Consider the following 25978-nt stretch of genomic DNA (forward strand, 5'->3'; position numbering starts at 1 on the left):
GGAAATAACGCCAATTCTGGCAATTTCCTCAGACCTTGTATACCCCTCAACGTTAATATCTGTAAGGCTTGCGGACGTATTTCAGGGACGACTAACAAGTAGGCTATCAATCTCAATCACTGCTCATCCGGTGTCTAAAGTATCTAATCGCGTTCGCAGCATTTCAACTTCATCCAGCAGCTGCAGAGCCAGTGCTACGCCGGCAAGGTTGACGCCAAGATCGTGCTGTAGCCGCAGCGCCACTCTGGCGCGGCGCATTTGCGTGCCCGTAAAGCGCCAGCGCTGAGGCTCATGCTCTTCCGCCGCTTCCGGGGTGAGCAGGCCTTCGTCTACCAGTTCGATGATATAGCCGGTTTGTACGGCACAGGCGCGGCTAAGCTCGGACAGCGTCAGGGCGTTCTGCTCATCGATAACGATTGCGCTGAGCTCAGCCTGCGCTTCGGGGAGTCTTCCAGGCCGGATGTCCGGCCCTCTATTTTCCTCCATCATGACGGCACTCCAAGTTTGGCCCGGGGATTGAAAGACTTGAACTGCTCGGCCATGTTCCGGTAGAACGACTTGGCCGTTTCATCGGTGGCTGGCGGCGACACGATACGCAATACGACATAAAAATCTCCCGGCGTTTTGCCGGGGATGCCGCGTCCCTTCAACCGCAACTTGCTCCCTGTAGCGGAACCCGGAGGTATCTTGAGTTCAATTGTTCCGCCGGGTGTAGGTACTTTCACGGTTGCGCCCAGGGCAATTTCCCATGGCGCAACCGGCAGATCGAGATAGACGTCGTTGTCCTCCACCCTATAGTAGGGGTGCGGGCGAAATTCAACTTCAAGATACAGATCCCCGCGTTTGCCCTGTCCCTGGCCTGGTGCGCCCTGTCCTGCAAGGCGAATATACTGCTTGGGTCGAATACCGCTCGGGATGACGACGTTGAGCTTGTGTTCGCGCGTCGATACACGTCCCTGACCGTCGACTTCGGGCACTTGCAAAGAGATGGCGCGGGTGGCGCCCGTGTAGGAATCCTCCAGATCGATCATTACTTTCGCATAGTGATCCTCGCCCGGAGCGTGATGGGATGGGCTTCGGCCAGCGCCCGGCGCGCTGCCGGACCGGTTGCCCTGTGAGTGAAAGCCCCGGCCGAACAATGATTCGAAAAAATCGCTGAACTGCGAAGCGTCCCCCCCGGTAAACCCCTGCTGGGAAAATTCGAAACCGGCATTCCAGCCCGGCGGCGGCCGGAACTCCTGGTTTGCTTTCCAGTTCGTGCCGAGCTGGTCGTATGCAACCCGTTTTTCAGGATCCTTGAGAACTTCATAGGCTTCGCCCAACTCTTTGAAGCGGGCTTCAGCCTGTGGTTCCTTGCTTACGTCCGGATGGTACTTGCGCGCCAGCTTCCTGTACGCACGCTTGAGGTCGTCCTGCGAAGCGTCGCGTGCGACACCCATTATTTTGTAATAATCCTTGTATTCCATCGATAAGCGAGCTTCTATAAATTGCATCGTGCGGGAAAATCGCCCGCTAAATCCTGTTTACGCTTCACGGTCGCCGCTTTACGGACTGATTTTATACCCGATCGTGTTTTAAATTAAATGTTGCGGCACACATTCTTCCTGAAGTGCCAATGAACTGGCCAAAAGAACTGGCCAAAACCTGGTGCTCCTGGAACGCGAACTTTCAATATTTGAAAAAGGAAAAACGATCGTACGTTCTGGAGCTGCCGCGACAATTCCAGAACGTCATATTATTTCCCGAGGACGAGCTTATACTCGAATCTGGGCAGCTGTCTCAGATCCGCTTTGGTTTTCCCGGGAAGAATGACCTTAGGGACGATTTGTGAGAAGTCATTCGTGGGAATCGCGACCATATAGGTGCCACGGCCCGGAAATCTACCCAGGTTAACAACGGCAAAGGTCAAAGATCCGTCTTTGGTAACGATAAAGTCATCAATTTTTCCAATTTTCTGGTTAGCGTCGTTATAGACAGTTGCTTTTTTCAGCTTCGAAACGCGCCAGCCGCTCGCAATAAGACCGGACTGGACCGGGTCCCGCACGGCATCGTTGCTATCGGCGGCAGGCGTATCCATGCCGGGAGCTGTCGTAATGGCACCCGGAGCAGCAGTGGGCCCGGGAGCAGGACCCCGCATCGGCCTGCGGTCTGGTTTCATTCCGGGAGCGTTCGTCATGCCAGGAGCGGCAGTGGTTCCAGGAGTGTTATTCATATCCTTGCGAGTTGTATCCGTTCCGGGAGCGCTCGTCTGCGCTGCTGCTACACCGATCAAGGAAAAGCTGCAAATTGCGGCAATAATTATTTTTCGCATACACTTCAGGTTCATGTTGGTCTCCTATTGTCTGCCATCTAATTGCGCGGCCTTGCGGTGCGCCCACTTCCTGTACCCCCCCTGATGTCGTTCTGCGAAGCATCGCGTCCGACACCCCTTATCTTTTAATAATCTTTGTATTCCAATATTGAGCAAGCTTCTACAAATTAAATCGTGCGAGAACATGCCTGGCGAAATCTTGTTTGCGCTTCACCCCACCGCTTTGGCGCCCACCTGCTTCAGCGAGCTGACTTTATACCTGAGCGCGTTTTAATGTTGCGGCGCACATTCCTCCTCGCGTCGCAACTGAACTGGTCAAAACTTCCCGCTGGAACGCGAACTTCCAATGTGAAGCAGGAAAAACGATTTCGCGGCCGGGAGGCCCCGAGACAACTCCCGGACGTCATATTATTTCCCCAGGATGAGCTTATATTCGAATCTGGGCAGCTTTTCCAGATCAGCTTTGGTCTTCCCGGGAAGAATTGCCTTGGGAACGATTTGAGAGAATCTATTTACGGGAATAGCAACCAGATAATTTCCATACCCCAGGAATCGGCCCAGGTTAACAATGGCAAAAGTCAAGGAGCCATCTTTGGTAACGATAAAATCATCAATTTTTCCAACTTTCTCATTGGCGTCGTTATAAACGGTTGCTTTATTGAGTTTCGATACGCGCCAGCCAGTGGCAATGAGGCCGGACTCAGCCGCAGTGGGCGCAAGAGCGCTGTGGTAACCTTCAGCGGGCGTATTCGTTCCCGGAGCAGTCGTAATGGCGCCGGGGGCAGCAGTGGTTCCCGGAGCGCTCTTCATATCCTCGCCGGTTGTACCCGTTCCGGGAGCACTCGTCATATCCTTCTGGGCTGCCGCTATGCCGACCAAGGAAAAGCTGCAAATTGCCGCAATAATTATTTGTCGGATACGTTTCAGGTTCATGTTGATCTCCTATTGATTGATTGGTGCCTGCTATTTAATTGCGTGGCCTCGCGGCGCGCCCATTTACCGAAGGTGGTCCGGTTCCACATCTGCAACGTCATGCCGGACCCCTCTGGAATCTTTATGTCCGTATCCGCTTCATCATTAGTGATGGGAACCTCTCGAAGGTGACAATGCCTCCTCCGCACCGTTTTGTCGGCTCTCTGTGTGTATTACGCACCGCCAGCAACGGCGGCGTCACCCGTCGGCGCCAAGCGATGATGGGGTTTGCCTTCGGCAGCGAAATCGATAAGCCCTGGAGGAGCACAACCACCTGTTTTTTCGGGTTTCTGTTTTGGAAGCAAGGGCGTATACCTCTCCAATCGCGCATACACAGGAAGCATGACGGGTAATTACAATGCATAATTTTAATCAAAGCGCAGCCTGAATCCAAACCGCAAAGGGACGAGCGTGTTTAATCACTGAGGGCGAGGATTCACAACCGGTCAATGCCTGTGCGGACGTCAATTAGACGTCAATTTATCCCGTATTTCCCTGAACAAATGTAAGCGAATATTCCTCTATGAACAGTACGCCAGCGCACATAAGTTCGGGTGTATTGACGTATTCGTGCTGTATTTGTATGGTCGATCTCCCGACTATCTGGTAATGCGGTTATGTGCGGTGGCATACAGCGAGTAAATGCAAATGCTGTATCGTAGTCGCGGCAAAGTACAGGCTAGTGGGCCATGGGCTAAATAACGCAGAGGAGGGGAAGTGATGACCAACGCAAACAGGCACCCAGGTAAGGAAGCGCCGCCGGGGGAAACGAATTGCAAGGAAACCGGTCTGGTGACAGAGGACGTAAAGCTTACCAAACCGGATTCCGCGCAGCAGGGGCACGAGAAGGCAGAGGGGCAACCTCTGCTTCCGCACGAACGGGATGAAACGACCGGCGCCGCGTCAACCGGTAATCCTAATGAGACCGCGCTTGGACGTGCCGTGATGGGGCAGGCGGCGGATGACATCGAGCGTGGCCTGGAGGATACCGATTGCAGGGGAATACCTTCCGATATTTTCGGCTCCGGCCACTGCTCGCTTCCTTCAACCGCTGAAAGCAAGGACCCCGGAAAAAAAGGCGGGGATAATCCTTCCGGCGACAAAGACAAAAAGGCCGGTAAATCCCCTTGAGTGGGCGATCGCATTAGCGTGAAAGGTTGCCGGCCGTATGTGCCGAGCCAGGCGATGGGGCTGGCATGTGCGGGCAGGGCGTGCTGCTACCGCCAGGAATTTTTCATTAATGAGGAGCGGTTGATGAAGAGAACTGAATTCACGAAAGCAGGTTTAGCCTTGACATTTCTCGCCGTATTTTCGACGTGCGGATTTGCTGAGAGCGATAACCCGAGCCCGAGCACATCGTTGCCGCCGACACGATCGCAAGGTCACGCAGAGTTTCTTTCAGGCGGTATCGGCGGGGATGAATCGGATGCTATAAAGAAGGCAGCAATTTCATGGCCACTCATGCTTGAACTGACACAGACAAGCACACCTCGCGCTGAATATATCAGTGATGTCCCGATAACCATTAGCGATGAATCGAGCAAGATTGTCCTGGATACGGTTGCGGAGGGTCCTTTCCTGCTGATAAAACTTCCCCCGGGAAAATATTCTCTGGTGGCCAGCTACCAGTCGATAAAGCTTTATCGCCAGCTGAATATTCAGAAAGGGCAGCACGAGAAGCTTACACTGATCTGGCCTGCCATTCCGTAATAGCTCGGGCCTGTCCATTTTCGGGTTTTGTCAGGCCTGCAGGCGCGACGGTTCTTCCGCTACAGCCTTCATTAGGTGCGAGACCGGTCCAACCGGTTATGAATATCCGTCGCCGCGAGAGCGGCATGCCCGACAGCCACACTGATCTGATTCAGTTCATCAACCACATCTCCCGCGGCGTATAAAGCAGGAACCGTCGTGCGCTGATGACGGTCCACAATCAGTTTTCCTTCTTTATTGCATCTGGCGCCTAATTTGGTTGCCAGCGCCGATCTCGGACTTTCGCCCAGCATGGGGTAGATGACGTCGAAATAAAGTTCTTTTCCGTCCGAGAGAGTAATCGTGGGCTTGGCCTCCCCGAGGACGCGAATATTTCGGGGGTTATCCTCAATCACTTCAATATGTGCCCGGCGAAGTTTTCTTCGCTCGGCCTCTTCCAGCGTCGCTTCAGAGAGAATCAAGGTCAGGGCGGGAGTATAACTGCGCAAGAACAAGGCGTGCTTTATCCCTTTTTGCGCCGAAGAGGATAGCACCGCAATCCTTTGATCCTTTGCTTCATAGGCGTCGCAAATAGGGCACAGGCGAATGACGCCGCGCTTGATGCCGGTTATCCAGTCAGGGATGTTGCGGATTCTATCCGCTGTGCCGGTCGCCAATAATACGGTCGCTGCATGCACCGCTGGAGAAGCTCCGTTGCTTTCGACGCTGCCCGCAGTAGTCGCTTCGAATGCGTTGCCAGTTCGCTTCAGGGCTGTAACCTCGCCCGTTTCGACACTCACATTGAAATGCTCTGCCTGTTTGCGCAACAGATGCAGCAGTTGCGTGCCGGATACCCCTTCAGGAAAACCTGGGCAATTATGACTGGCGGGAATGAGTGAGGCGCGGCTGAATCCGTTATCCACGATCATAATCGTGCGGCGAAACCGCGCTAGATAGATTGCAGCCGTCAAACCAGCGGGTCCTGCGCCAATGATCAGGCAATCGACCCTATCGATGGGGCTCAGGTTCATCGTGTTTCATCGTTTTAATCGCAAAGAATGGGGATGCATCTGAAAGGACGCCTACACAACGCGAGTTCTGCCGGCGACTGTACTCCTATTGTCTTTTCGCTTCCGTACGAAGCAACACATTAAGCGCAGCAGCCCGCTGACGGTATGTAAGCACATGGACACTTGCCAGCCAATGTCAGTAAGTCTAAGAAAAAAAATGTAATCCTGAATGCCGCCGGTTTCACCCTCAACTTCACGCTCAACTTGAAATGTTCTGCCTGCTCGCCGCGGTTGCAGCAGTTGCGCGCGGGGCAGCCTTTCAAAGCAGGCCGGGGCAACGATGACTGGTGGAAATGAGGATGTGGCTGAACCCGTTATCCATGGATCGCAATCGGGCGAAGAAATAGCTTCCCTATGTATGATGTCGCACGGAAGCCGCTGCGTGGAGAGATCAATATGGTCGTTAACGCAAAATCCCTCGATTACATTCAGGAGCAGATCTATGAAAGCACCCGATAAAACAGACAATTGTTCTACCGTCGGTGGTCCCGCCCATCAGGACGGCACGCCAGCGAATGATTTCACTGCCAAGCTTGCCGGCGCGCAGGAACTGGCTGCGGCGATGCCTTACAATACCAACAAGGCGCTCGAATACGGAGACGTTTCCGGCGTTCCGGAAAAAGGCCAGACGGTGGAGCCTGCCGATCCCGCTACAACGGGGAGCACGTTAACCGAAATGAATGGCTCCGATAAAACGGGCAGTGGCGATCCACAGCCCGGCTTCAACGCCGGCAATGAATCGCTCGATCGGGTGCGGGCCGATTCAAGCGGCCGGGTGTTGACGACCAACCTGGGTGTGCCTGTCGGCGACAATCAAAATTCCTTGAAAGCCGGCTATCGCGGTCCTGCTCTGCTGGAAGATTTCATTCTCCGGGAGAAGATCACGCATTTCGATCACGAGCGCATACCGGAACGCATCGTACATGCGCGGGGCTCGGGCGCACACGGATACTTTGAATGTTACGAGTCATTGGAAAGATATACCCGCGCTTCCCTGTTCTCGGCCGCCGGAAAGAAAACTCCCGTATTCGTGCGTTTTTCAACGGTATTTGGGGAACGCGGTTCGGCCGACACGGTGCGGGATGCACGGGGCTTCGCCGTAAAATTCTATACCGACGAAGGAAACTGGGATCTGGTGGGGAACAATATTCCCGTATTTTTTATCCAGGACGCAATGAAATTTCCTGACCTGGTGCACGCCTCCAAGCCTGAACCGCATTTCGCCATGCCGCAAGCTTCAACCGCGCACGATACCTTCTGGGACTTTGTTTCGCTTATGCCGGAATCGATGCACATGCTGATGTGGGCGATGTCGGATCGCGGGATACCGCGCAGCTTTCGCATGATGCAAGGTTTCGGCGTTCATACTTTCCGCCTGGTGGCAGCTGATGGCACATCAAATTTCGTGAAGTTTCATTGGCAACCGCTTGCCGGGACCCACTCGCTTGAATGGGACGAGGCAGTTAAAATCTCTGGGGCCGATCCCGATTTCCACCGCCGCGACCTGTGGGAAGCGATCGAGTGCGGAGCCTACCCGGAATATGAGCTTGGCATGCAAATTTTTACTGAAGCGCAAGCCGCCGAATTCAGCTTCGATGTGCTGGACGCGACGAAAATAGTCCCGGAAGAGCTCGTGCCGGTTATGCCCGTCGGCAAAATGACACTCAACCGGAACCCGGATAATTTCTTTGCTGAAACAGAGCAGGTTGCCTTTTGCGCGGCGCATATCGTGCCTGGGCTGGATTTCAGTAGCGACCCGCTGCTGGCAGGCCGCATTCACTCTTACGTCGATACCCAGATATCGCGCCTGGGCGGGCCGAATTTCCACGAAATACCCATCAATTCTCCGGTGGCGCAAGCGCATAACAACCAGCGGGATGGAATGCATCGTCAGACTATCAATCGAGGCCGTGTTGCCTATGAGCCGAATTCGCTGGGAGGAGGGTGCCCATTCCAGGCCGGCGCAGCCGGCTTCACCTCATTTCGCGAACCGGTGGAGGGGGATAAAGTGCGTGGGAAGCCGGAGCGGTTCGCCGATCACTATACCCAGGCAACATTATTCTGGAACAGCCAGGCCCCCATCGAAAAAGCCCATATCATCAACGCATTTCGTTTCGAGCTGACGCGGGTGCAAACACCCGCGATACGGGAACGGATGGTTTCGCTGCTCGTCAATGTTGCAGAAGATCTGGCGGAAAGTGTCGCCGATGGACTTGGCATGCGTGTTCCGCCTGCTCAACCGAGGGCAACGCAAAATCCACCTGTGCCGGAAGTGATGTCATCGCCCGCACTTTCGCTTTTTGCCCGGCCGGGCGAGAGTAGTATCCGCACACGCAGAATCGCAATTCTGGTCGCGGATGGGGTAGATGGAAAGTCCGCAGCGGCGTTATACGCCGGGCTCTCGAGCGAGCAGGCCGTGCCGCGTTTTGTGGGTGCCCGCCTCGGCGCCGTACAAGCCGTCGATAGTGATGCGATCGAAGTCGACGCCACCTTTGAAACAATGCCATCTGTTCTTTTTGATGCCCTTGTAGTGCCCGGTTTCCGCGAAGGTAGCAAGGTTCTGGCGCATTCAGCGGAGGCTGCCCAATTCATCAAGGACCAGTATCGCCACTGCAAGCCCATCCTGGTACTGGGAAATGGCAGGAGCATGATCGAAAGCGCAGGTGTAAAATTGACGCTCCCTTCCGGCGAGCTCGATCCTGGAATACTTTATTTTCAGGATGGCAACCTTGACGATATCCTGCCGCAGTTCATTGAAGCGATTGCCGCGCACCGCCATTTTGAAAGGGAAATCGAGCCGCCTCTGTCAACGTAACTCGGTGAACGTAACTTTATCAATGTAACTCAGTCCATGTAATGAACCCGCAGTTACGGGCGGCCGGTGCGCCGGCCTGCCCGTTGCGTATCAAGGATGGAATAATTCTTTAGCGGATGAAAAAGATGTAACTTCACTTCCGCGATGCTGCGGGACGGCAACAAAGTGTATGCGCCGGCGATTTTACAGCGCGTACCTGGGACCGTTCCGGACGCTCTGCTTTGTCTTGTCGGGCTGCCTCGCCAGCCGCGGCACAAGCATCTCCCTCATCTGTACACGGTGTCTTTGCCCATGTTCTTCCAAATGAATTCAGTTGCCACCTTGCTGGTGGCGCTCGTTTTATCGTTGGTTAGCCCCTTCTTCAACACGGTACTCGCGAATGAACAGGTTCCTCAACCCACCGAGCCCGCACAACTCGCCCCAGCACAACCAGCGCCAGCACAGCTGACCCCGGCACAAGCGAAACGTACGCTTGCCATTCTTCAGGATGACAGGAAACGAGCAGAGCTCGAAGAAACCCTGAGCGCAATAGCCCAAGCCACAGGCGGAGTACCGCTCGATGTCACCATGCCCGCTGCAACTGCTACGCCTGTAGAGCCTGCCGAACCGGCGGTAGAAAAAAAAGCACTGCCTATAGAACTGGCGAAAGGCGGCCTGATTGCCCAGGTGTTTGACCTGTTGGCAAAACGCGTGGATGCCGTTGTTGATCAACTGCGATCCACTACGCGCATGCTGTTTCAGATCAGGACCGTGGGCGACTGGTGGGAGTATAACCTGGGTGTACCGGAGCGCCGCGCGGTGGTGCTCGATGCGCTGGCGGAAACAGCCCTTACACTGGCTGGAGCGCTTCTCGCGTTTTGGCTGCTGGCGTTCGCGCTCCGTCGCCCTCGCAAGCTGGTCGAGGATCGCGCGGCTGCCCGTCAGGCCTTCAGGCAGCCGGCCGTTGCACAACCGAAAGGGGAAGCGGTCCCTGGTCCGGCTTCCCCGAGTGAACAAACTGTTGAGTCCAAGCAAAAGGTCCCCGCCGCTGATCGACACTGGAGCCTTCTGCGCCGCCTGCCGTTTGCAGTCGCGCACTGGGTACTGGAATTGCTTCCGCTGGCTGCTTTTGTTGCTGTCTCCATCGTATTGCTCAATGCGTTCGGGGGCCGGTCCACTCCGTTTTACAGTGCTACAATCTTGATAGTCGGCGCGTTCGCCACTACGCGAATTGCGTTGAGCGTGGTTCATCTCATGGCCTCACCGCTCGGGCAGCGCCTTCGGCTCATGCACATCAGCGATGGCGCAGCGGATTTCCTCAATCGCTGGCTGCGGCGAATTGTCGTGGTCGCGGTATTTGGCACCGCCATTGCCGATATCGCCCTGCAAACGGGCGCCACCTCCGATACGCATCTTGCGCTTTCCCGGTTGGTCGGCCTGGCTGTTCATGTGATGTTGCTGATCATGGTTTTCCGCAGCCGCAAAGCCACGGCGGCTGCTATCCGTGGTACCGCTTCAGATAACCAGGACTTGTTAGGAATTCGCGGGATGCTGGCAGATAGCTGGTCGTTTGTCGCGACATTCGTTATCGTCGCCATGTGGTTACTATGGTCGGCAGGGGCGGAGAACGGTTTTCAGCACGTGCTTCAAGTCTTTGCCTGGTCCGCGGCGGTAATCGTTTGCGCGAGTCTGGTGTCAATTTTTGTTCTGGGCGCGATTGACCGCGCATTCATCGAAAATATAGAAAACAAACGGGCGCAGCTGGGCCAATCCGACCAGCCTGCGGTTACGCTGCCCGAGTCCGCCGCAAAAAACACTTACCACCTGCTGGTGTATCGCGCGGTCTCCACGTTGATCGGCATCGTCGCGTTCATTGCGTTGTTGCAAGTGTGGGGCGTGGATACCCTTTCCTGGTTTGAAAGCGGGTCAGTAGGGCGCCGCCTTGCTTCTGCTGTCGCCACAATCGCCGTTACCTGCATGATGGCGTTCATGGCTTGGGAAGCGCTCAACAGAGCGATGAGCCAGCGCATCGACCAGTGGACGGAGGTTGGGGATGCTGCGCGGGCCGCACGTCTTCGCACTTTAGTGCCCATGTTGCGGGCCACCGTGTTCTTTATCATTGGGCTGATCGTGCTGCTCGCAGCGCTAAACCAGCTGGGCATTACCATTGCGCCGCTGTTGGCGGGCGCCAGCATTATCGGTGTCGCGTTGGGCTTCGGCTCCCAGAAGCTGGTGCAGGATTTCATTACCGGCCTCTTCCTTCTGATGGAAAACGCCATTCAGGTTGGCGACTTCATCACGGTGGCGGATGTGTCGGGGTCGGTCGAGCACCTGTCGATACGTACCGTGCGTCTACGTGCTTCCGATGGCGCGTTGCATGTGGTGCCGTTCAGCTCCGTTTCAACCGTCACAAATGTCAATCGCGGCATTGGCAACGCCTCCGTCAGAGTCAGCGTAACGCCCGACTCGGATGTAGACAAGGTTCTTGAGGCGATCACGAGCGTGGGCGAAGAGATGCGGGCCAATCCAAGATTCAAGGATCTGATCCTCTCGGATGTGGATATCTGGGGGGTGGATCAGGTCGATGGCTCAATGATTACAATCCTTGGGCAAATACGCACGCTGGATAGAGGCCGGTGGCCAGTGCAGCGCGGCTTTAACCGGCTCATCCTGCAGCGCTTCCGCGAATGGGGCATTCAGTTTGCCAATCCCCAGAAAAGGCAAGTGGTGGCGCAATTGCCCGGATCTTCCCCAACACATCCGCCGGAAGCCGAGGCAGGGACCGGCACGGCCGTTATTGCAGCGCATCAGGGCGAAGAGTCCAAAAACTAGGTGAAGGAGGCTACAACCGGCATGGCTTGCCGCACCATACTACAGGCCCAGCCCGAGCCGGTAATATTCCTATCTCTATAAATTGCTTTCACTATTGGCAGGCTGTCATTCCGGCATATGTGCGCGGCCGAACAGCAGTTTCACGGCTTCCGTGTAGCATGGCCCAAAGGCAACCATGATCTTATCTTACGAGCCAATTATCAGTAATCAAATCAGGTGTGATCAATATGAGAAAAAAACAGGAATCGCAAGGCTTTCTCAAACGCGCAGTGACCTCAGGAACCATAAGTGGATTGGCAACCGCGACCGCTGCACTAGTGGAAGGAAAGCGTGAAACGGGCTCATATTACGCGCCCCTGAACGCGACGAGTCATATCTTATGGGGAGATGAAGCGGCGCTTCAGGATAGCCCTTCACTAAAATATACGCTTACCGGTTTTTTGCTGAACCATGCTTCGGCAATATTCTGGGCATTGTTTTATGAAAAGTTATTTGGCCGACGCTTTGCAGAGCATGGCCGCGCCCGCGCCTGCAGCCGCACCGCGCCGGCACCGTTGGCGGAACCCATCCTCGGGGCAGCGGCAATAACAACGGCCGCCTATGTAATCGATTATCACCTTATCCCTAACCGTTTCACGCCGGGGTTCGAAAAACGCCTTTCCCCAAAATCACTGGCTATTATTTTTGTCACACTCGCCATAGGGCTCGCTGCGCGTGACCTGATCGCTAGTCACCAGCATGGTATGGACTTTTGGGCTGATGGCGTTAAGGCGGGCTGATCTCGGAAATTTTTTGCCGAATTCTTTCGTGTGGCGCCTCGGCCATTCGCCCAGCATGGAACAGCCGGAATTACCGGAAACGGGTTTGCCAATTCCACTGATACCACCGTATACCGCAAAGCCGAAACCAAAGGCTTTCGTGAACAGCAAACGCCAGCCATGCCGATCTGCCGCCGCATATTCAGGAATGAGTCGTTTGTTCCATCATGGTAGCAGCGAAATACGAAGTGCCGGCAAACATTGCCCTGGCGGTGGTGGAGAAGGAAAGCGGCATGGCAGTGGGTACGCAACTCGAACGAGACCTGCGATGTAGGCCCGATGCGATTCAATACCGCGTATCTTTCCGATCGGGCAAAGTATGGCATTACCGCAATCCATGTCGCGCAAGCCGGGTGCTATGCATTGATCTGGCCACATGAGTTGGAATATGGCTCGTGTGGCTTCAAATATGTTGAATTCGAGCCATCAACAGGTGTTACCACAAGCGACTACCCGCCCTTGGCGACTCAGCCGGCAGCGACTTCAAATCACCTAATCCGTAGTCCACCAGCCCTTGAAAAGACCGATACATGAGCGCATGCCACCTTTAACAAATTGGACTGTCCGGATTGCCATATCGCTTGATAGCTTCCCGGTAAAGTTGCGCAACGTTATTTATGCCCAGTTTCCAATAAATATTGTGACGGTGGGTTTTGACAGTAGCCAGAGCGATTCCCAGCTTTTGACTGATTTCCTCGTTTGTCATCCATTGTGCAAAAAGCCTCAAAACCGACTTCTCACTTTCCGTCAGCCTCATGTACGGAGGCGGCTCTACACCTTCCGGGAGATTTGGATCGATAAAATTTCTTCCCGCCATCACAGTTCCAACTGCCTGCTCCATTACCGATAGATCCGTGCCTTTCAATAAATAGCCGCCTGCACCGGCATCCATTGCCTCCCATAAGTGTTCCATTTTTTTGCTTGCGCTATATATGAGGATAACCAAATCCGAATAACATCTACTGAATTCTTCAGTCAGATCGATGCCATTTTCCTTCCCATCCTCGATATAGATATCCATTATCGCAAGATCAGGTTTGCTGCTTTTTGCAGTTAGCCTTGCTTCTTCCACTGTCTGAGCGACAGCCACTACCTCAAATCCCTGCATCATGCTCAGGTAATCGCGCAATGCTCCAACTATTGCAGGATGATTGTCCACGATCAGGACTCTAACGGGCTTTGTATCGGCCATGGCAAGTTGTGATCCTTAAGAAATGGGGTATATGGCTAGTACGTTTGTACCGCTGGTTGATGATTTAATGTCAAGACTTCCTCCTACGGATTCAACACGTTTTCTCATGCTCGATAAGCCCATATGACTGCTAGAGCTGTTGTTGACGAGCGTTGTGTCAAAGCCACAGCCATCGTCGGAGATGGCAAGCTTTACATAATGCTCCGCTCCTTCCAGACGAACCGAGGCTTTTTTTGCACCCGAATGCTTATCTATATTATGTAATGCTTCATTTGCAACCAGAAATAGCACCTCCTCAACTCTCTCATTCAGGTTCTTTACCTCCCCTGTAACGTGAATGTCAATCGGTATCATGTCGGCGGTCCTATGGCTGACATGCCTAAATAGCTCGTTTGCCAACCCGACTTGGGGATTGACGATACCAATGTCATCTATTATCTGGCGGAGCCTCACAAAAGTATCTGTCAATAGTTCCTTTGCTAATTCAAGATTAATCCTTGCTGAATCTGTTTTTCTATCGATTCCAGATAATTGCCTGATCGCGATTTCTATTCTGGCTTTGATGGCAGCCAGCATAGACTGAATACCATCGTGCAAATTTTTCCGAATTCTCTCGCGTTCCTCATCTCTTGCAATTATTATCCGCTCCCTCTGTACTTCAAGCTCTGCGTTTGCCTCGCGGAGCCTGTCGTCGGCTGCTGTACGCTCCTTGATGTTCAGCATTAAACCCAGGAATATTGCGGCCACTCCCAGAAATGAAATCACGGCGATCCAAAGCATTGTGTTGGCGATATTTCGGGACACTTGCGTATTAATCTCTTCCAGAGCGACATCGACATCATCCAGGTAAATACCCGCACCCAACACCCATTCCCATTTTGGAAGAGCAATAACATAAGCAAGCTTTGGAACAGTTTTTTTTGTGGAAGGCTTTTCCATCATGTACTCGACAAAACCGCCGCCTTCATGTGCAAGATCTATTAGCTTTTGAATAATAAGTGTCCCATTGGCGTCCCTGCGATCCAGCTGAATTTTTCCTTCCCTCTCCTGTTGATTGGGCTGTACAAGAATCTTTCCATGGAAATCATTAACAAAAAAATACCCATCATTACCAAACTCCAACCTTCTCAGTATGTCTTTTACTTTCTCTATCTTGGAGTCATCCATATCGTCTGAATCATAGAACGGAGCGATGGCTTGCTCCGCCAACGTGACATAATTCTTCAACTCGGCTTTTTTGCTGGCCCGATAGATGGGCTCAATGGCTTCGCGCTGCTGCTTCATTAATGAAACAGCTTGAAAATGGATAGTTAATGCAATCGCTGAAAGTGCCAGCAGTAGTGGCAGGATGGCGAAGAGGATAATTTTTATTCTTAATTGCATGGTTTGCGCAATGTATCGTTAATTCCAAATATCTGCATACGCAGAATTACCTACGCCAACTTACCTACGCCACATTATGTAAGTAAGTTGGCGCTCGTCCCGTTTTAACCAAAAAGTTATGCTTTAAATAGTGTTGACGCAGGAATCAATGATTCCTCCCAATTCTTGGAGTCATCCATATCGTCTGAATCATAGAATGGAGCGATGGCTTGCTCCGCCAACGTGACATAGTTCTTCAACTCGGCTTTTTTGCTGGCCCGATAGATGGGCTCAATGGCTTCGCGCTGCTGCTTCATTAATGAAACAGCTTGAAAATGGATAGTTAATGCAATCGCTGAAAGTGCCAGCAGTAGTGGCAGGATGGCGAAGAGGATAATTTTTATTCTTAATTGCATGGTTTGCGCAATGTATCGTTAATTCCAAATATCTGCATACGCAGAATTACCTACACCACATTATGTAAGTAAGTTGGCGCTCGTCCGGTTCTAACCAAAAAGTTATTCTTTAAATAGTGTTGACGGAGGGATCAATGAATCCTCCCGATGCCCGGCACATCCTTGACTTGGAGATGACGCGTGGAAATCCCCCCAACGATGCCAAACCCTCGGCGAAAAGCAGAAAAGAAAACCCCCCAATGGGTGCATATTCTAATTGCGATGATGCTGGGTATTGGTACGGGTTATATGATTTTTGAAAATTACCCTGCTGACGAAGCAACGCAAATTGCGGGTTATATTTCTCTGATATCAGATATTTTTCTGCGCCTCATAAAGATGCTGATTGGCCCCTTGGTATTTTCGACGCTGGTCGTGGGAATTGCTCACATGGGAGATGCAAAATCGGTGGGGCGGGTATTCTTCAAGGCTTTTGGATGGTTTGTAATTGCCTCCGTGATATCCCTGTCGCTGGGAACGTTGATGGCTAATCTATTGCAGCCTGGCCTGAACCTTGGATTAACTCTGCCCCCCCTCGACGCTACCGCCAATCTGAAAACCTCATCATTTACGTTAAAGGATTTTGTTGTCCACCTGGTGCCAAAGTCATTTGCGGAGGCATTGGCAAATAACGAGATTCTACAGATTGTCGTATTTTCGATGTTCTTCGGTGTAGCGTTGGCCGCTCTGGGGGATGTAGGCAAAACTCTGACAAGAATAATGAATGAGCTGGTCCACGTGATGCTGAAAATCACAGCCTACGTAATGCTGTTGGCACCAGCAGCAGTATTTGCAGCGATTGCGGCCACCATAGCAACCAGTGGTCTGGGTATTTTGTCGAAATTTGCTGTTTTCATGGGTGGATTCTATCTTGCGCTTCTAATCTTGTGGTGTTTGCTGGTGTTGGCTGGTTTCATTTTTCTGGGACGGCGCATATTCAAATTGCTGACGTTGATCAGGGAGGCGTTTCTACTGTCTTTTGCAACAGCGAGTTCCGAAGCGGCTTATCCAAAAATCCTCGATGCCCTCGATCGCTTTGGCGTCAAGCGCAAAATCTCCAGTTTTGTCATGCCGATGGGCTACTCATTCAATCTGGATGGCTCGATGATGTATTGCACATTTGCAATACTGTTTATTGCTCAGGCGTATGACATCTCGTTATCAATTGCCACTCAGCTAACGATGATGGCAATCCTGATGATGACGTCCAAAGGAATGGCGGGCGTACCGCGTGCATCACTGGTGGTCATTGCCGCGTCGCTGGATCACTTCAATATTCCTGAGGCAGGCCTGCTGTTGATTCTGGGTGTCGATGCCTTCCTGGATATGGGGCGTTCGGCGACTAATGCCGTGGGTAATTCGATTGCCGCTGCTGTGGTCGCAAAATGGGAAGGTGAGTTGCTATCCGAAGCTGATGCAATTGCGAACGCAAGGATGCTCGATGCAGAACTCGCCTTGACGCTTGATCCGACCCACAAGGACTGATTTGACCGGCTTCGCAATATGCAATTCAGTCGATCAGTGGCAACAGATTCTGACTAAGTCATCGACAGGGAATCAGTGCGACAGCAGCATGATCAGATAGTCAGGTACACCGCAGCACTACGCTTGGACACGGCCGAGACCGAACCAAGCGAAGTTGCAAAGATAAAGAAGGAGTCGGGACAAGTTTTCCTATTTTAAGACGCTCAAATTCATTTTCATATACGCAACAATAGGTACGCAAAATTACCCCCTTGTGCTAGTTGCCGGATAATTTTAAGGTAATCTCGAAGTCTGAATGCGCATGCCAGGCCAGCTCTATAGAAACGTATTCGCATATACGAAAACAGAAAAGGTGCAGACAGATGATAAGCAGGAATCTTGTCTTTAATCGGCATGCGGAGGGTTTTCTCAGGATGCGCTATATTTGAACCCAAGAAGATGTATGAAGGGGACATAAAAGATAAAAAGATACTGGAATAATTATTGGACAGATGACCAGGTCACCATTAACCCAGCCTGTCACCCCGAATCACCTTCAACTTTTACTCTCTCGCAACCTTTCCATGAGCCATCTTTCCATGAGCCATAACATGACACCCATTAAAAATCTGGTAATTCTTTTTCTCCTGTTTTTTGGATTCAATGCTGTTGCAGGCGCGCAGTCAAGCGAATGGGAAGCGCTCAGTAGCGAAGCAACGTTGCTTTATCAGAAAGGCCAGTACGACAAGGCGGCAGTAGTTGCTAAAAAAGCACTTGCGGCGGCTGAGAAAACGTTCGGATCCAATCATCCCAATATGGCTTTGAGCCTGAACAACCTCGGGCTTTTTTATCGAGTCCAAGGGCAATACGCGCAGGCCGAACCGCTCTATAGGCGATCACTGGCGATCAGGGAGAAAACGTTCGGGCCCGATCATCCCGATGTGGCCCAAAGCCTGAACAATTTAGCTGGGCTGTATAACGCCCAGGGGCAATACGCGCAGGCTGAACTGCTCTATAAGCGGTCACTGGCGATCTGGGAGAAAACACTCGGGCCCGATCATCCCGATGTGGCAAACGGCCTGAATAACCTCGGGTTGCTGTACCGAACCCAAGGGGAAATTACACAGGCCGAGCCGCTCTATAAGCGATCACTGGCGATCTGGGAGAAAACACTAGGAGCCGATCATCCAAAGGTGGCCTTTAGCCTGAACAATCTTGCAGGATTGTATCAATTCAAGGGGCAATACGCGCAGGCCGAGCTGCTCTTTAAGAGATCGCTGGCAATCAAAGAGAAAGTTTTCGGACCCGATCATCCCGATGTGGCCTTAAGCCTCAACAACCTCGCTTCGCCGTATATCGCCCAGAGGCAATACACTCAGGCCGAGCCGCTCTATAAACGGTCACTGGCGATCAGGGAGAAGGCACTTGGACCTGATCATCCCGATGTGGCCCAAAGCCTGAATAATCTCGCGGAACTGTATCGAGTCCAAGGTCAATACACTCAGGCCGAGCCGCTCTATAAGCGGTCACTGGCGATCAGGGAGAAGGCACTTGGACCCGATCATCCCGATGTGGCAAACAGCCTGAACAATATCGCGTTGCTGTATCACTCCCAAGGGCAGTATGCGCACGCCGAACCGCTCTTAAAGCGATCGCTGGCGATCTTTGAGAAAGCATTCGGACCCGATCATCCTGATGTGGCAAACAGCCTGAGCAATCTCGCGGGATTCTATCGAACAACAAACCGAGTTAGCGAAGCTGAAGCGCTGGAGCAACGGGTAGCAAGTATTCAGGCAGCCAGGCAGTAAGCAACTCCAGACGGAAAGGTGAAACGGTGCTGCCAAAGTTCAATCCACGTGGAAATAATGGAGGAAAGGGGAAATGAAATCGTTTATTCAGGCACTGAAAAAATATGCAGTATTTGATGGAAGAGCGCGACGAAGGGAATTCTGGATGTTCACCCTTTTCACCGTAATCCTTGGATTTGCCATTGGTCTCATGGCCAGCTTTATTGAAGTCCTTGGGATCGGAAAAGATTTATTTGAACCTGTACACATTACTTATGGTGCCGTCATGTTTGTTCCTGGCGTCGCTGTTGGTGTTCGTAGAATGCATGACATCGGACGAAGCGGTTGGTGGCTTCTTATCCCTCTAGTTAGCCTTGTGTTTCTATGCTTGCATAGCCAACTGGGCGAAAACAAATATGGATCAAACCCCAAAGATGATCTAGCTGGTATTCAACCGAACCTGGGTGAAGTTTAGAAGATGGGTAGTTCCAGGTTGAGCATCAAGTTCCACTATGCAATAGCTACAAATGTCTCTACAATTCCGCCGCGAACGGGCAAAGCTCTAGCTCATCAATTCGTAGATCTAATTTCGTAACCTGTATTTTGAAGGCCGCTAATAAGAGGTCGCCGTCAACCTAGGATTTGGAGAACAGAAGCAGTGATAAAAAAAATATTGGTGATAGTAATTTCTAGCGTTTTGCTTTTTAGCTCGGGTTGCTCTGTTTTCATGGCTGCAAAGCAACCGGACAAGAAGAACGTTGAGTTGTTTAAACTCGGCACCCCACGAAGCATGCTGCTAGGCGAGTTCGGCCCACCGGTCCATAGCGAGTTAAGAAACAGCAAGAAATTTGAAATTTTCAAGTTCGTTCAAGGCTACAGCACTGGGGCAAAAGCTGGCAGAGCATTGTTCCATGGGGCAGCAGATGTAATGACTTTGGGCTTGTGGGAGGTCGTTGGTACACCCGCCGAGGCTGTTTTTAGCGGCGATGAGATGGCATTCGAGGTCTCCTACGATCAGGATAATAGGATCGAGCAGGTGACTGCGTTAAAGAAATAGCCAGAGCTTTTAGTGGGCTGGCTTTTCATTTTGACCCTTAAATAAATCCGAATTTCAGCCCTTAATTCAACCCATATTTGTAGGAGAAATAATTGAAAATCTCACTCTTCACTGTTTTATTAGTCGTGTTTATATCAGGCTGTTCTACATACTCAACAATTCGTTATTCAATCGCGCCTGACAATGTGGTTGCTCTAAGGTCCCTAGATGGAAAAGTAGTAAACGTTGCATCCTTTAGTGCAACGAATCCAGATCAGAAAGAGATAATGTGCCGAGGCGTAGGTCCGATAAAGACCCCTGATAATGAAACATTTGCTGAGTTTATTCGGAAAGCGTTGCTGGACGAATTACGGATGGCGAACGTATTTTCCGCCGCAGCTCCTGTAACCCTCACAGGCAACCTCAATTCAATAGACTTCTCCTCTATGAATGGAACATGGAATCTATCACTCACAGTCAATTCGTCTAACGGTAAATCCATGTTTGTGTCTGAGAGCTATCCCTACACATCAAGTTACTATGGTGAAACGGCGTGTAATCAAACTGCTCAAGCATTAATGCCCGCAGTGCAGAATTTAGTTGGACAGATTGTCCGCTCTACAGAATTCGGTAGTCTGATTACTCCTTAGATCTCTTCTTTACAAAAAAATTGAGACCGTACCAACACGTCACATAATAATTGCATGAGGTTGTCCTTTTGCAATACCCAATGGCAGCGTCGGCCATGCGGCCCACGCTGTTCCTTTCTGTCCTAAGAATTTTTTAAGAAGGCTTAGGCGGACGAGGGGCTGAGTGTCGTCGAGAATTGGAACAGCGCCAACGGTTTCGTGTTCTTCGGCAAGGCGGCGAGATCGCTACCAACTGGGTTGATGAGCAGAAAGTTTCTGTCCGGGCTTTGAACCTGCTACAAGCGTCTTTGGTCTACGTGAACACTTGCATGCTGCAAACTGTTCTGGTTGAGCCGAAAATGGGTCGCCCGGATGACGCCGTACGATTATCTACAGCCACGTCAATCCCTATGGTCGCTTCGATCTCAATCAAATAGTCGGATCGGTTTATTTGAACAACACCTTGAGTATTTTAAGTGGAATCTCTGCTGATACGCCGCAATGCTTCCTCCAAATACGTCCACGGCCCGTTCGCTCAACTGCCGTTTCCATTCGGTAATCTGGTTGGGGTAAACTTCAAACCGCTGTGCTAGTTCGGCCAGCGTCTTATCACCGACCAGCGCCGCCAGTGCTACTTTGACTTTGAATACCGCTGAATGTGTCCGTCTCGCTCTTTTTGCCATTTTTCGCTCCATATCAAAGCCCCGCAGGGGCCACCTACAAAAGGTAGCAGATTTTCCACTTATAGACTTATTCTGATTCTTTGGACCACTTCTCATTTGAAGAATACCTTAACGATCCAAGGAATATGAGTGAGGAATATGAAAAAATGTGGAGGGCGTCGTTTCGTTATTGATGGAAAACCTGTAGGATTTTTCCGGTGGCAGGAAAGTTGACCGGCTTAACGCATGCTGGTTTTAGAATATTGCCGCCTAAGTCACTAATTGTTGCTGAAGTCGTTGCTAATGTCGTGGAAGCCATATGACAATGGATCACTTATCAAGATAAAACGAGAGGATCAATATGAAATTGGAATCGCTGGCATTGCACTATGGGTATGAATCCGAAGCGACGACGAAAGCGGCGGCGGTTCCCATATATCAGACAACTTCCTACACCTTCGACAATACCCAGCACGGCGCCGACCTGTTCGACCTGAAGGTGGCGGGGAATATTTATACGCGCATCATGAACCCCACCACCGATGTGCTGGAAAAGCGCATCGCGGAGATGGAGGGCGGGGTCGGCGCGCTAGCCGTGGCTTCCGGCATGGCGGCGATCACTTATGCCATCCAGTGCATTACGAGCGCTGGCGACAATATCATCAGCACTGCCCAGCTCTATGGCGGCACTTACAACTTGTTTGCCCACACGTTTCCGCGGCAAGGCATAGAGGTGCGCATGGTCTCGCATGATGACTATGGCGCGGTGGAGAAACAGATAGATGACCATACCAGGGCGATTTTTTGCGAATCCATCGGGAATCCCGCCGGTAATGTCGTCGATATTGAAAAATTGGCTGATATCGCGCACAAGCATGGCTTACCGCTCATTGTGGACAGCACCGTTTCCACGCCTTACTTATGCCAGCCTTTCAAGTTTGGCGGCGATATCGTCGTACACTCGCTCACGAAATACATCGGTGGCCATGGCACGACGGTGGGCGGCGCGATAGTCGATTCAGGGAAGTTCGACTGGGTGGAACACAAAGCGCGTTTTCCGCTTTTGAACGAGCCCGACTCGTCCTATCACGGGGTCGTGTATACCGAGGCTTTTGAGAACGCAGCGTATATCGGCCGGTGCCGGGTTGTGCCGCTACGCAACACCGGTGCGGCACTGTCGCCGCATAGCGCTTTTCTGCTACTGCAAGGGCTGGAAACGCTGGGCCTGAGAATGGATCGGCACTGCGAAAACGCATTGAAGGTCGCGCAATTCCTGGAGCAGCATCCAAAAGTGGAGTGGGTCAACTACGCGGCATTGCCAAGCAACCGGTATCATGACCTGTGCAATCGGTTAAGCAAGGGAAAAGCGTCCGGCCTGCTGAGCTTCGGGATCAGGGGCGGGGCTGCCGCCGGTGCGCAGTTCATCGATGCGCTGAAGATGATTTTGCGCCTGGTCAATATCGGCGATGCAAAATCGCTTGCTTGCCACCCCGCATCCACCACCCATCGCCAGCTAAATCCGGAAGAATTGAAAGGGGCCGGGGTTTCGGAAGGCCTGGTCAGAATATCCGTGGGTATCGAGCACATCGAGGACATCATCGCGGATATATCCCAGGCGCTGGATGCAGCGGATTGAAACGCTTGGGCACTCGCTTGTAGCTCTCGTGGATCCATGGAGGCTGACGATGAAGAAAACCGGTTTTGCGGAAGATGTTCGCTTCAAGATGCGGGCGCTCGTGGTTGCGCTCTTGATAGTTGGGACGCCATCGGCTGAAGCCCAAGAGGCATCGTTGGAAGCGCAAATTCGCGAACGCTCGGCGGCAGTCGAAAAGCAACTGATCGATTGGCGTCGCGACATTCACCAGCACCCGGAACTTGGAGACCAGGAGCAGCGCACATCCCGACTTGTCGCAGAGCACCTGAAGCGTCTGGGTCTGGATGTCCGGACCGGAGTGGGCAGAACAGGCGTCGTCGGCATTCTGAAGGGCGCAAAACCGGGACCGGTCGTAGGACTGCGCGCCGACATGGATGCACTGCCTGTCACGGAGCCTGAGGGACTGCCTTTCGCCTCCAGGGCGAGGGCAGCTTATCACGGCGACGAGGTGGGGGTAATGCATGCGTGCGGCCACGATGCACACACGGCGATGCTGATGGCGACAGCCCAGGTCCTTGCAGGCATGAAGGAGCAATTGCCGGGAACGGTGATGTTCATTTTTCAGCCGGCCGAGGAAGGCTCCAGCATCGTCATGCCCGGCGAAGGCAAAAGCTGGGGGGCAAAGCTGATGCTGGAGGAGGGACTCTTCAAGAACGTTAAGCCGGATGCCGTCTTTGCGGTTCACGTCATGCCGGGGCCATCTGGCGAGATCAGTTGGCGCACGGGCGCGACCACAGCAAGTGGCGACATGCTCAAGATCAGCGTCCACGGCCGTCAGGGCCACGGTGGCATGCCGTGGAATACGATTGATCCGATCGTCACGTCAGGGCAAGTGCTTGCAGGTTTGCAGACCGTCGTCAGTCGGCGAGCGAATCTGGCATTGTCTCCTGCAATCGTAACGATCGGCATGATCAAAGGCGGGAGCGGGCCGAACATCATCCCGGATCGCGTCGACATGTCAGGCACTATCCGGGCCTACGATCAAAGCGTTCGCGACCAGGTCGGCCGGGATGTGAAGCTGAGCGCCGAGCACATTGCCGAGAGCGCCGGAGCGAAGGCTGAGGTTGCGGTCATACCCATCTACGCAACCACGGTCAACGACACTGCGTTGGCTGCAAAGATGGAGCCGATCATTCGCAAGGCTGCCGACGGCAAGGTCGCCGTTGCGCGGTTGACCGGGGCATCCGAAGATTTCTCCTATCTGGCGCAAGAGGCTCCTGGCTTGTATCTGTTTCTGGGCATCACGCCCGAAGGCCAGGATCCTTTAAAGGCGGCGCCAAACCACAGTCCGAATTTCTTCGTCGATGAGCGGGCGCTCGTGGTTGGTACGCGGACCATGGCACTGATGACGGCCGCCTTTTTGACGGGCCAGGTTGTGGACGTTTCGAAGTAACCGAGACCCGGGCTGCCTGACCGCGTTGGCTTATTTCCCGCTTTCCAGCGGCATATCTCCCGTATTGACCGCTTTGCGAAAAATACTCATTTGTGGCGGAGCGGTGAGATCGGTGCGGGTAAACGATACAAAAAGCAGCAACGTATGATTGTTGTAATAGGTCTCGGCAAGGAACACGGGCGTGGACTGGACAAATTGCTCTGACGGCAGCTTGAAGATATCCAGGTAGAACTTTACATATCCGGTCTGAAATTGAGCGACGAGGTTGCTTTTTGGGTAGTGGAGCAGCCTGCCGCCAGTCCGATAAAGGCAGCACTCAAGGCGATGTTCTTCAACAGACTGAACATTCGTTCCTCAGCTTCTCCGACGTGGCTCTCATGTGACATCGCGCGCCAGCCGGATACCTGAAAACTGCCAGCACGTGCTCGCCGGTAAGAAGTTGCGGAAGCTTGCGCGAATCCGCTCCTTCGGAATTGCACAGGAGCCTCCACGCAGCACGTACTGGTTCACCATCGATCTGCTGTTGTATTCGCCCACCGCCTCATCCCATACCTGCGACATGGGTTCATTGGCATTCGCTTTTGCCGGGTTGTAGCCGGGGTAGGGCGAATAGCTCGACTGCGTCCATTCCCACGCATCGCCATAAAGCTGGGCAAGCTCCCCACTATCAGCCGCATCAGCGATGGTACCCGCAGAGCAAGGATGAAAACGGTTGTTATCGGCAAAACACCCCTCTATTTTCTGTTGCGAGGCGGCATTCTCCCACTCGGCTTCGCCAGGTAGCCGCGCATCGGACCATCGTGCGAAGGCGTCTGCCTCGTACAGTGAGATGTGGATGACAGGTAAATTCAGATCCAGCGGTAGCGGGCCGCTGAGCGTGAATTCGTCCCATCCGTCGTCATTCCGGCGCCAGTATAGGGGATGGTTACGCTCGTTGGTCTTCATCCAATCCCATCCTTCCACGAGCCATACTGCGGGGTTGTCGTACCCGCCCGTTTCCATGAAGTGAAGATATTCTCCGTTGGTTATCAATCGCGATCCCAATTGGTAGGGTTGCAAATGCTGCTTGTGCCGGGGGGATTCATTGTCATAGCTGAACCCCTCGCCCTGGTAGCCTATCTCTACAAGACCCCCATCGAAATGATGCCATTCGAGCGGATGAGGTGCTGCCGGGTGCGACGTCGATTGTGGCGCCTGCGGCGGTTTATAGCACGGATTCAACGGGCTCTGCGATAAGAGGTGCTTGATATCGGCGAGTATAAGCTCCTGATGCTGCTGCTCATGATGCAGGCCAAGGACAACCAGCATGCGCAGCATTTTATCTTCGGGGGATTCTCTTAAAAGCCGACCCATCCGTTCGGAGACATTTTGGCAATAATCCCGGGTTACCAGCAATGAAGGCCGCGTGAACAGTCCTCGCTTGGGATCGGGATGGGGCTGCCCGGTGGCATTATAAGAACTGAACATTGTGCGAAACGCACTATGGAAGGGTTTGAACGGCTTTTCATAATGCTGGAGCACAAAGGCTTCAAAGAACCAGGCGACATGGCCCAGGTGCCACTTCACCGGGCTGGTCTCCGGCATCGACTGTACGCAGCAGTCCTCATCGAGCAGTGGCTCGACCAGTTCCAGTGTCCGGTTGCGGATGGCGGTACATTTAGGAAATAGTGATGACAATGTCATAATTGTTCCTTCAAAGTGGGGTTCGCAGGAGATTGGATGTGGTAATTCTAATCGAGAAGAACAGCTTGCTAAAGAAGCATGATTGCTCTGCCCAAGTTTCCACCAAAAATCTTGGGTTCCGATCCTGGCAGTACATCAATATCCCATAGCCTACGCTCATTCAGCGCGACGCAAC

At 52.6% G+C, this 25978-nt stretch carries 24 protein-coding genes and 1 pseudogene; 14 read left to right on the forward strand and 11 right to left on the reverse strand.

What is annotated here, in order from left to right:
- Positions 1-123 precede the first annotated feature (123 nt).
- The 4 genes from BLS94_RS07215 to BLS94_RS07230 form a co-directional block, all read right to left on the reverse strand.
- On the reverse strand, positions 124-489 hold the full coding sequence (locus tag BLS94_RS07215) for a chaperone modulator CbpM (protein WP_256325320.1): 366 nt from the start codon (positions 487-489) through the stop codon (positions 124-126).
- Positions 486-1466 carry a DnaJ C-terminal domain-containing protein gene (locus BLS94_RS07220; RefSeq protein WP_090959200.1) on the reverse strand — a complete coding sequence of 327 codons (981 nt, stop codon included), beginning with the start codon at positions 1464-1466 and terminating at the stop codon, positions 486-488. Before BLS94_RS07220 ends, BLS94_RS07215 begins: the two co-directional genes overlap by 4 nt.
- A gap of 269 nt (positions 1467-1735) precedes the next feature.
- On the reverse strand, positions 1736-2326 hold the full coding sequence (locus BLS94_RS07225) for a PRC-barrel domain-containing protein (RefSeq protein WP_090959042.1): 591 nt from the start codon (positions 2324-2326) through the stop codon (positions 1736-1738).
- A gap of 393 nt (positions 2327-2719) precedes the next feature.
- Entirely contained in the window at positions 2720-3244 is a 525-nt protein-coding gene (locus tag BLS94_RS07230; RefSeq protein WP_090959045.1) for a PRC-barrel domain-containing protein, read from the reverse strand.
- Between the two features lie 759 nt (positions 3245-4003).
- On the opposite strand from BLS94_RS07230, the gene BLS94_RS07235 reads away from it, so the two are divergent.
- Positions 4004-4414, forward strand: coding sequence for a hypothetical protein (locus tag BLS94_RS07235; protein WP_090959048.1), 411 nt, complete (start codon positions 4004-4006; stop codon positions 4412-4414).
- A 123-nt stretch (positions 4415-4537) separates the two neighbouring features.
- Positions 4538-4993, forward strand: coding sequence for a carboxypeptidase-like regulatory domain-containing protein (locus BLS94_RS07240; protein ID WP_090959203.1), 456 nt, complete (start codon positions 4538-4540; stop codon positions 4991-4993).
- A 71-nt stretch (positions 4994-5064) separates the two neighbouring features.
- On the opposite strand, the gene BLS94_RS07245 is transcribed toward BLS94_RS07240, so the two are convergent.
- Positions 5065-6003, reverse strand: a complete 939-nt coding sequence (locus tag BLS94_RS07245) for an NAD(P)/FAD-dependent oxidoreductase (protein WP_090959052.1) — start codon at positions 6001-6003, stop codon at positions 5065-5067.
- A 481-nt stretch (positions 6004-6484) separates the two neighbouring features.
- Here BLS94_RS07245 and BLS94_RS07250 point away from each other — a divergent pair, with 481 nt between their 5' ends.
- From BLS94_RS07250 to BLS94_RS07270, 4 genes are all read left to right on the forward strand, one after another.
- Complete coding sequence (locus tag BLS94_RS07250; protein ID WP_090959054.1) at positions 6485-8857, forward strand: catalase; 2373 nt, start codon at positions 6485-6487, stop codon at positions 8855-8857.
- A gap of 303 nt (positions 8858-9160) precedes the next feature.
- Positions 9161-11668: a mechanosensitive ion channel domain-containing protein gene (locus tag BLS94_RS07255; protein WP_218124757.1), complete on the forward strand. Its 2508-nt coding sequence runs from the start codon at positions 9161-9163 to the stop codon at positions 11666-11668.
- Positions 11669-11895: 227 nt separating this feature from the next.
- Positions 11896-12447, forward strand: coding sequence for a hypothetical protein (locus tag BLS94_RS07260; protein ID WP_090959205.1), 552 nt, complete (start codon positions 11896-11898; stop codon positions 12445-12447).
- A gap of 206 nt (positions 12448-12653) precedes the next feature.
- Positions 12654-12866, forward strand: coding sequence for a hypothetical protein (locus BLS94_RS07270; protein ID WP_256325321.1), 213 nt, complete (start codon positions 12654-12656; stop codon positions 12864-12866).
- A 167-nt stretch (positions 12867-13033) separates the two neighbouring features.
- Here the strand turns inward: BLS94_RS07270 and BLS94_RS07275 are convergent, their stop codons facing one another.
- From BLS94_RS07275 to BLS94_RS07285, 3 genes are all read right to left on the reverse strand, one after another.
- A complete protein-coding gene (locus tag BLS94_RS07275) occupies positions 13034-13678 on the reverse strand; it encodes a response regulator (protein WP_090959065.1) in 645 nt (214 codons plus the stop codon).
- 15 nt (positions 13679-13693) lie between these two features.
- Entirely contained in the window at positions 13694-15061 is a 1368-nt protein-coding gene (locus BLS94_RS07280; protein WP_090959068.1) for a cache domain-containing protein, read from the reverse strand.
- Positions 15062-15177: 116 nt separating this feature from the next.
- Complete coding sequence (locus tag BLS94_RS07285; protein ID WP_090959070.1) at positions 15178-15456, reverse strand: hypothetical protein; 279 nt, start codon at positions 15454-15456, stop codon at positions 15178-15180.
- A gap of 180 nt (positions 15457-15636) precedes the next feature.
- Here BLS94_RS07285 and BLS94_RS07290 point away from each other — a divergent pair, with 180 nt between their 5' ends.
- The 6 genes from BLS94_RS07290 (at position 15637) to BLS94_RS15425 (ending at position 20848) form a co-directional block, all read left to right on the forward strand.
- Positions 15637-16980 carry a dicarboxylate/amino acid:cation symporter gene (locus BLS94_RS07290; protein WP_256325322.1) on the forward strand — a complete coding sequence of 448 codons (1344 nt, stop codon included), beginning with the start codon at positions 15637-15639 and terminating at the stop codon, positions 16978-16980.
- Positions 16981-17570: 590 nt separating this feature from the next.
- Positions 17571-18767, forward strand: a complete 1197-nt coding sequence (locus tag BLS94_RS07295; RefSeq protein ID WP_090959076.1) for a tetratricopeptide repeat protein — start codon at positions 17571-17573, stop codon at positions 18765-18767.
- Between the two features lie 73 nt (positions 18768-18840).
- Entirely contained in the window at positions 18841-19221 is a 381-nt protein-coding gene (locus tag BLS94_RS07300) for a DUF805 domain-containing protein (protein ID WP_090959079.1), read from the forward strand.
- A 252-nt stretch (positions 19222-19473) separates the two neighbouring features.
- Positions 19474-19803, forward strand: coding sequence for a hypothetical protein (locus tag BLS94_RS07305; protein ID WP_256325323.1), 330 nt, complete (start codon positions 19474-19476; stop codon positions 19801-19803).
- A gap of 92 nt (positions 19804-19895) precedes the next feature.
- Entirely contained in the window at positions 19896-20432 is a 537-nt protein-coding gene (locus BLS94_RS07310) for a hypothetical protein (RefSeq protein ID WP_090959082.1), read from the forward strand.
- Positions 20433-20608: 176 nt separating this feature from the next.
- The gene (locus BLS94_RS15425; RefSeq protein WP_218124758.1) at positions 20609-20848 is read left to right on the forward strand and encodes a Tn3 family transposase; all 240 of its coding nucleotides are present in this window, start codon (positions 20609-20611) and stop codon (positions 20846-20848) included.
- A 72-nt stretch (positions 20849-20920) separates the two neighbouring features.
- Here BLS94_RS15425 and BLS94_RS07320 read toward each other — a convergent pair.
- A pseudogene (locus BLS94_RS07320) lies at positions 20921-21094 on the reverse strand (transposase); the annotation flags it as partial.
- Positions 21095-21434: 340 nt separating this feature from the next.
- Between BLS94_RS07320 and BLS94_RS07325 the strand changes: the two are divergent.
- Both BLS94_RS07325 and BLS94_RS07330 read left to right on the forward strand, forming a co-directional pair.
- Positions 21435-22709 (forward strand): O-acetylhomoserine aminocarboxypropyltransferase/cysteine synthase family protein, encoded by a 1275-nt coding sequence (locus BLS94_RS07325; protein ID WP_090959085.1) that lies wholly within the window; start codon positions 21435-21437, stop codon positions 22707-22709.
- Positions 22710-22758: 49 nt separating this feature from the next.
- Positions 22759-24120 carry an amidohydrolase gene (locus BLS94_RS07330; RefSeq protein WP_218124759.1) on the forward strand — a complete coding sequence of 454 codons (1362 nt, stop codon included), beginning with the start codon at positions 22759-22761 and terminating at the stop codon, positions 24118-24120.
- 30 nt (positions 24121-24150) lie between these two features.
- Here BLS94_RS07330 and BLS94_RS14865 read toward each other — a convergent pair whose 3' ends face one another.
- Positions 24151-24297: a hypothetical protein gene (locus tag BLS94_RS14865; protein WP_176767823.1), complete on the reverse strand. Its 147-nt coding sequence runs from the start codon at positions 24295-24297 to the stop codon at positions 24151-24153.
- Positions 24298-24495: 198 nt separating this feature from the next.
- On the reverse strand, positions 24496-25803 hold the full coding sequence (gene egtB / locus BLS94_RS07335) for an ergothioneine biosynthesis protein EgtB (RefSeq protein ID WP_090959089.1): 1308 nt from the start codon (positions 25801-25803) through the stop codon (positions 24496-24498).
- Positions 25804-25978 lie beyond the last annotated feature (175 nt).

It is taken from the genome of Nitrosospira sp. Nsp18 (assembly GCF_900103145.1).
In the GTDB taxonomy this organism is placed as follows: Bacteria; Pseudomonadota; Gammaproteobacteria; order Burkholderiales; family Nitrosomonadaceae; genus Nitrosospira.

Excerpts from the sequence above, each read along its gene's own strand:
- BLS94_RS07215 (WP_256325320.1), bottom strand. The coding sequence starts at position 489 with ATGATGGAGGAAAATAGAGGGCCGGACATCCGGCCTGGAAGACTCCCC.
- BLS94_RS07220 (WP_090959200.1), bottom strand. The coding sequence starts at position 1,466 with ATGGAATACAAGGATTATTACAAAATAATGGGTGTCGCACGCGACGCT.
- BLS94_RS07225 (WP_090959042.1), bottom strand. The coding sequence starts at position 2,326 with ATGAACCTGAAGTGTATGCGAAAAATAATTATTGCCGCAATTTGCAGC.
- BLS94_RS07230 (WP_090959045.1), bottom strand. The coding sequence starts at position 3,244 with ATGAACCTGAAACGTATCCGACAAATAATTATTGCGGCAATTTGCAGC.
- BLS94_RS07235 (WP_090959048.1), top strand. The coding sequence starts at position 4,004 with ATGACCAACGCAAACAGGCACCCAGGTAAGGAAGCGCCGCCGGGGGAA.
- BLS94_RS07240 (WP_090959203.1), top strand. The coding sequence starts at position 4,538 with ATGAAGAGAACTGAATTCACGAAAGCAGGTTTAGCCTTGACATTTCTC.
- BLS94_RS07245 (WP_090959052.1), bottom strand. The coding sequence starts at position 6,003 with ATGAACCTGAGCCCCATCGATAGGGTCGATTGCCTGATCATTGGCGCA.
- BLS94_RS07250 (WP_090959054.1), top strand. The coding sequence starts at position 6,485 with ATGAAAGCACCCGATAAAACAGACAATTGTTCTACCGTCGGTGGTCCC.
- BLS94_RS07255 (WP_218124757.1), top strand. The coding sequence starts at position 9,161 with ATGAATTCAGTTGCCACCTTGCTGGTGGCGCTCGTTTTATCGTTGGTT.
- BLS94_RS07260 (WP_090959205.1), top strand. The coding sequence starts at position 11,896 with ATGAGAAAAAAACAGGAATCGCAAGGCTTTCTCAAACGCGCAGTGACC.
- BLS94_RS07270 (WP_256325321.1), top strand. The coding sequence starts at position 12,654 with ATGGTAGCAGCGAAATACGAAGTGCCGGCAAACATTGCCCTGGCGGTG.
- BLS94_RS07275 (WP_090959065.1), bottom strand. The coding sequence starts at position 13,678 with ATGGCCGATACAAAGCCCGTTAGAGTCCTGATCGTGGACAATCATCCT.
- BLS94_RS07280 (WP_090959068.1), bottom strand. The coding sequence starts at position 15,061 with ATGCAATTAAGAATAAAAATTATCCTCTTCGCCATCCTGCCACTACTG.
- BLS94_RS07285 (WP_090959070.1), bottom strand. The coding sequence starts at position 15,456 with ATGCAATTAAGAATAAAAATTATCCTCTTCGCCATCCTGCCACTACTG.
- BLS94_RS07295 (WP_090959076.1), top strand. The coding sequence starts at position 17,571 with ATGACACCCATTAAAAATCTGGTAATTCTTTTTCTCCTGTTTTTTGGA.
- BLS94_RS07300 (WP_090959079.1), top strand. The coding sequence starts at position 18,841 with ATGAAATCGTTTATTCAGGCACTGAAAAAATATGCAGTATTTGATGGA.
- BLS94_RS07305 (WP_256325323.1), top strand. The coding sequence starts at position 19,474 with ATGGCTGCAAAGCAACCGGACAAGAAGAACGTTGAGTTGTTTAAACTC.
- BLS94_RS07325 (WP_090959085.1), top strand. The coding sequence starts at position 21,435 with ATGAAATTGGAATCGCTGGCATTGCACTATGGGTATGAATCCGAAGCG.
- BLS94_RS07330 (WP_218124759.1), top strand. The coding sequence starts at position 22,759 with ATGAAGAAAACCGGTTTTGCGGAAGATGTTCGCTTCAAGATGCGGGCG.
- egtB (WP_090959089.1), bottom strand. The coding sequence starts at position 25,803 with ATGACATTGTCATCACTATTTCCTAAATGTACCGCCATCCGCAACCGG.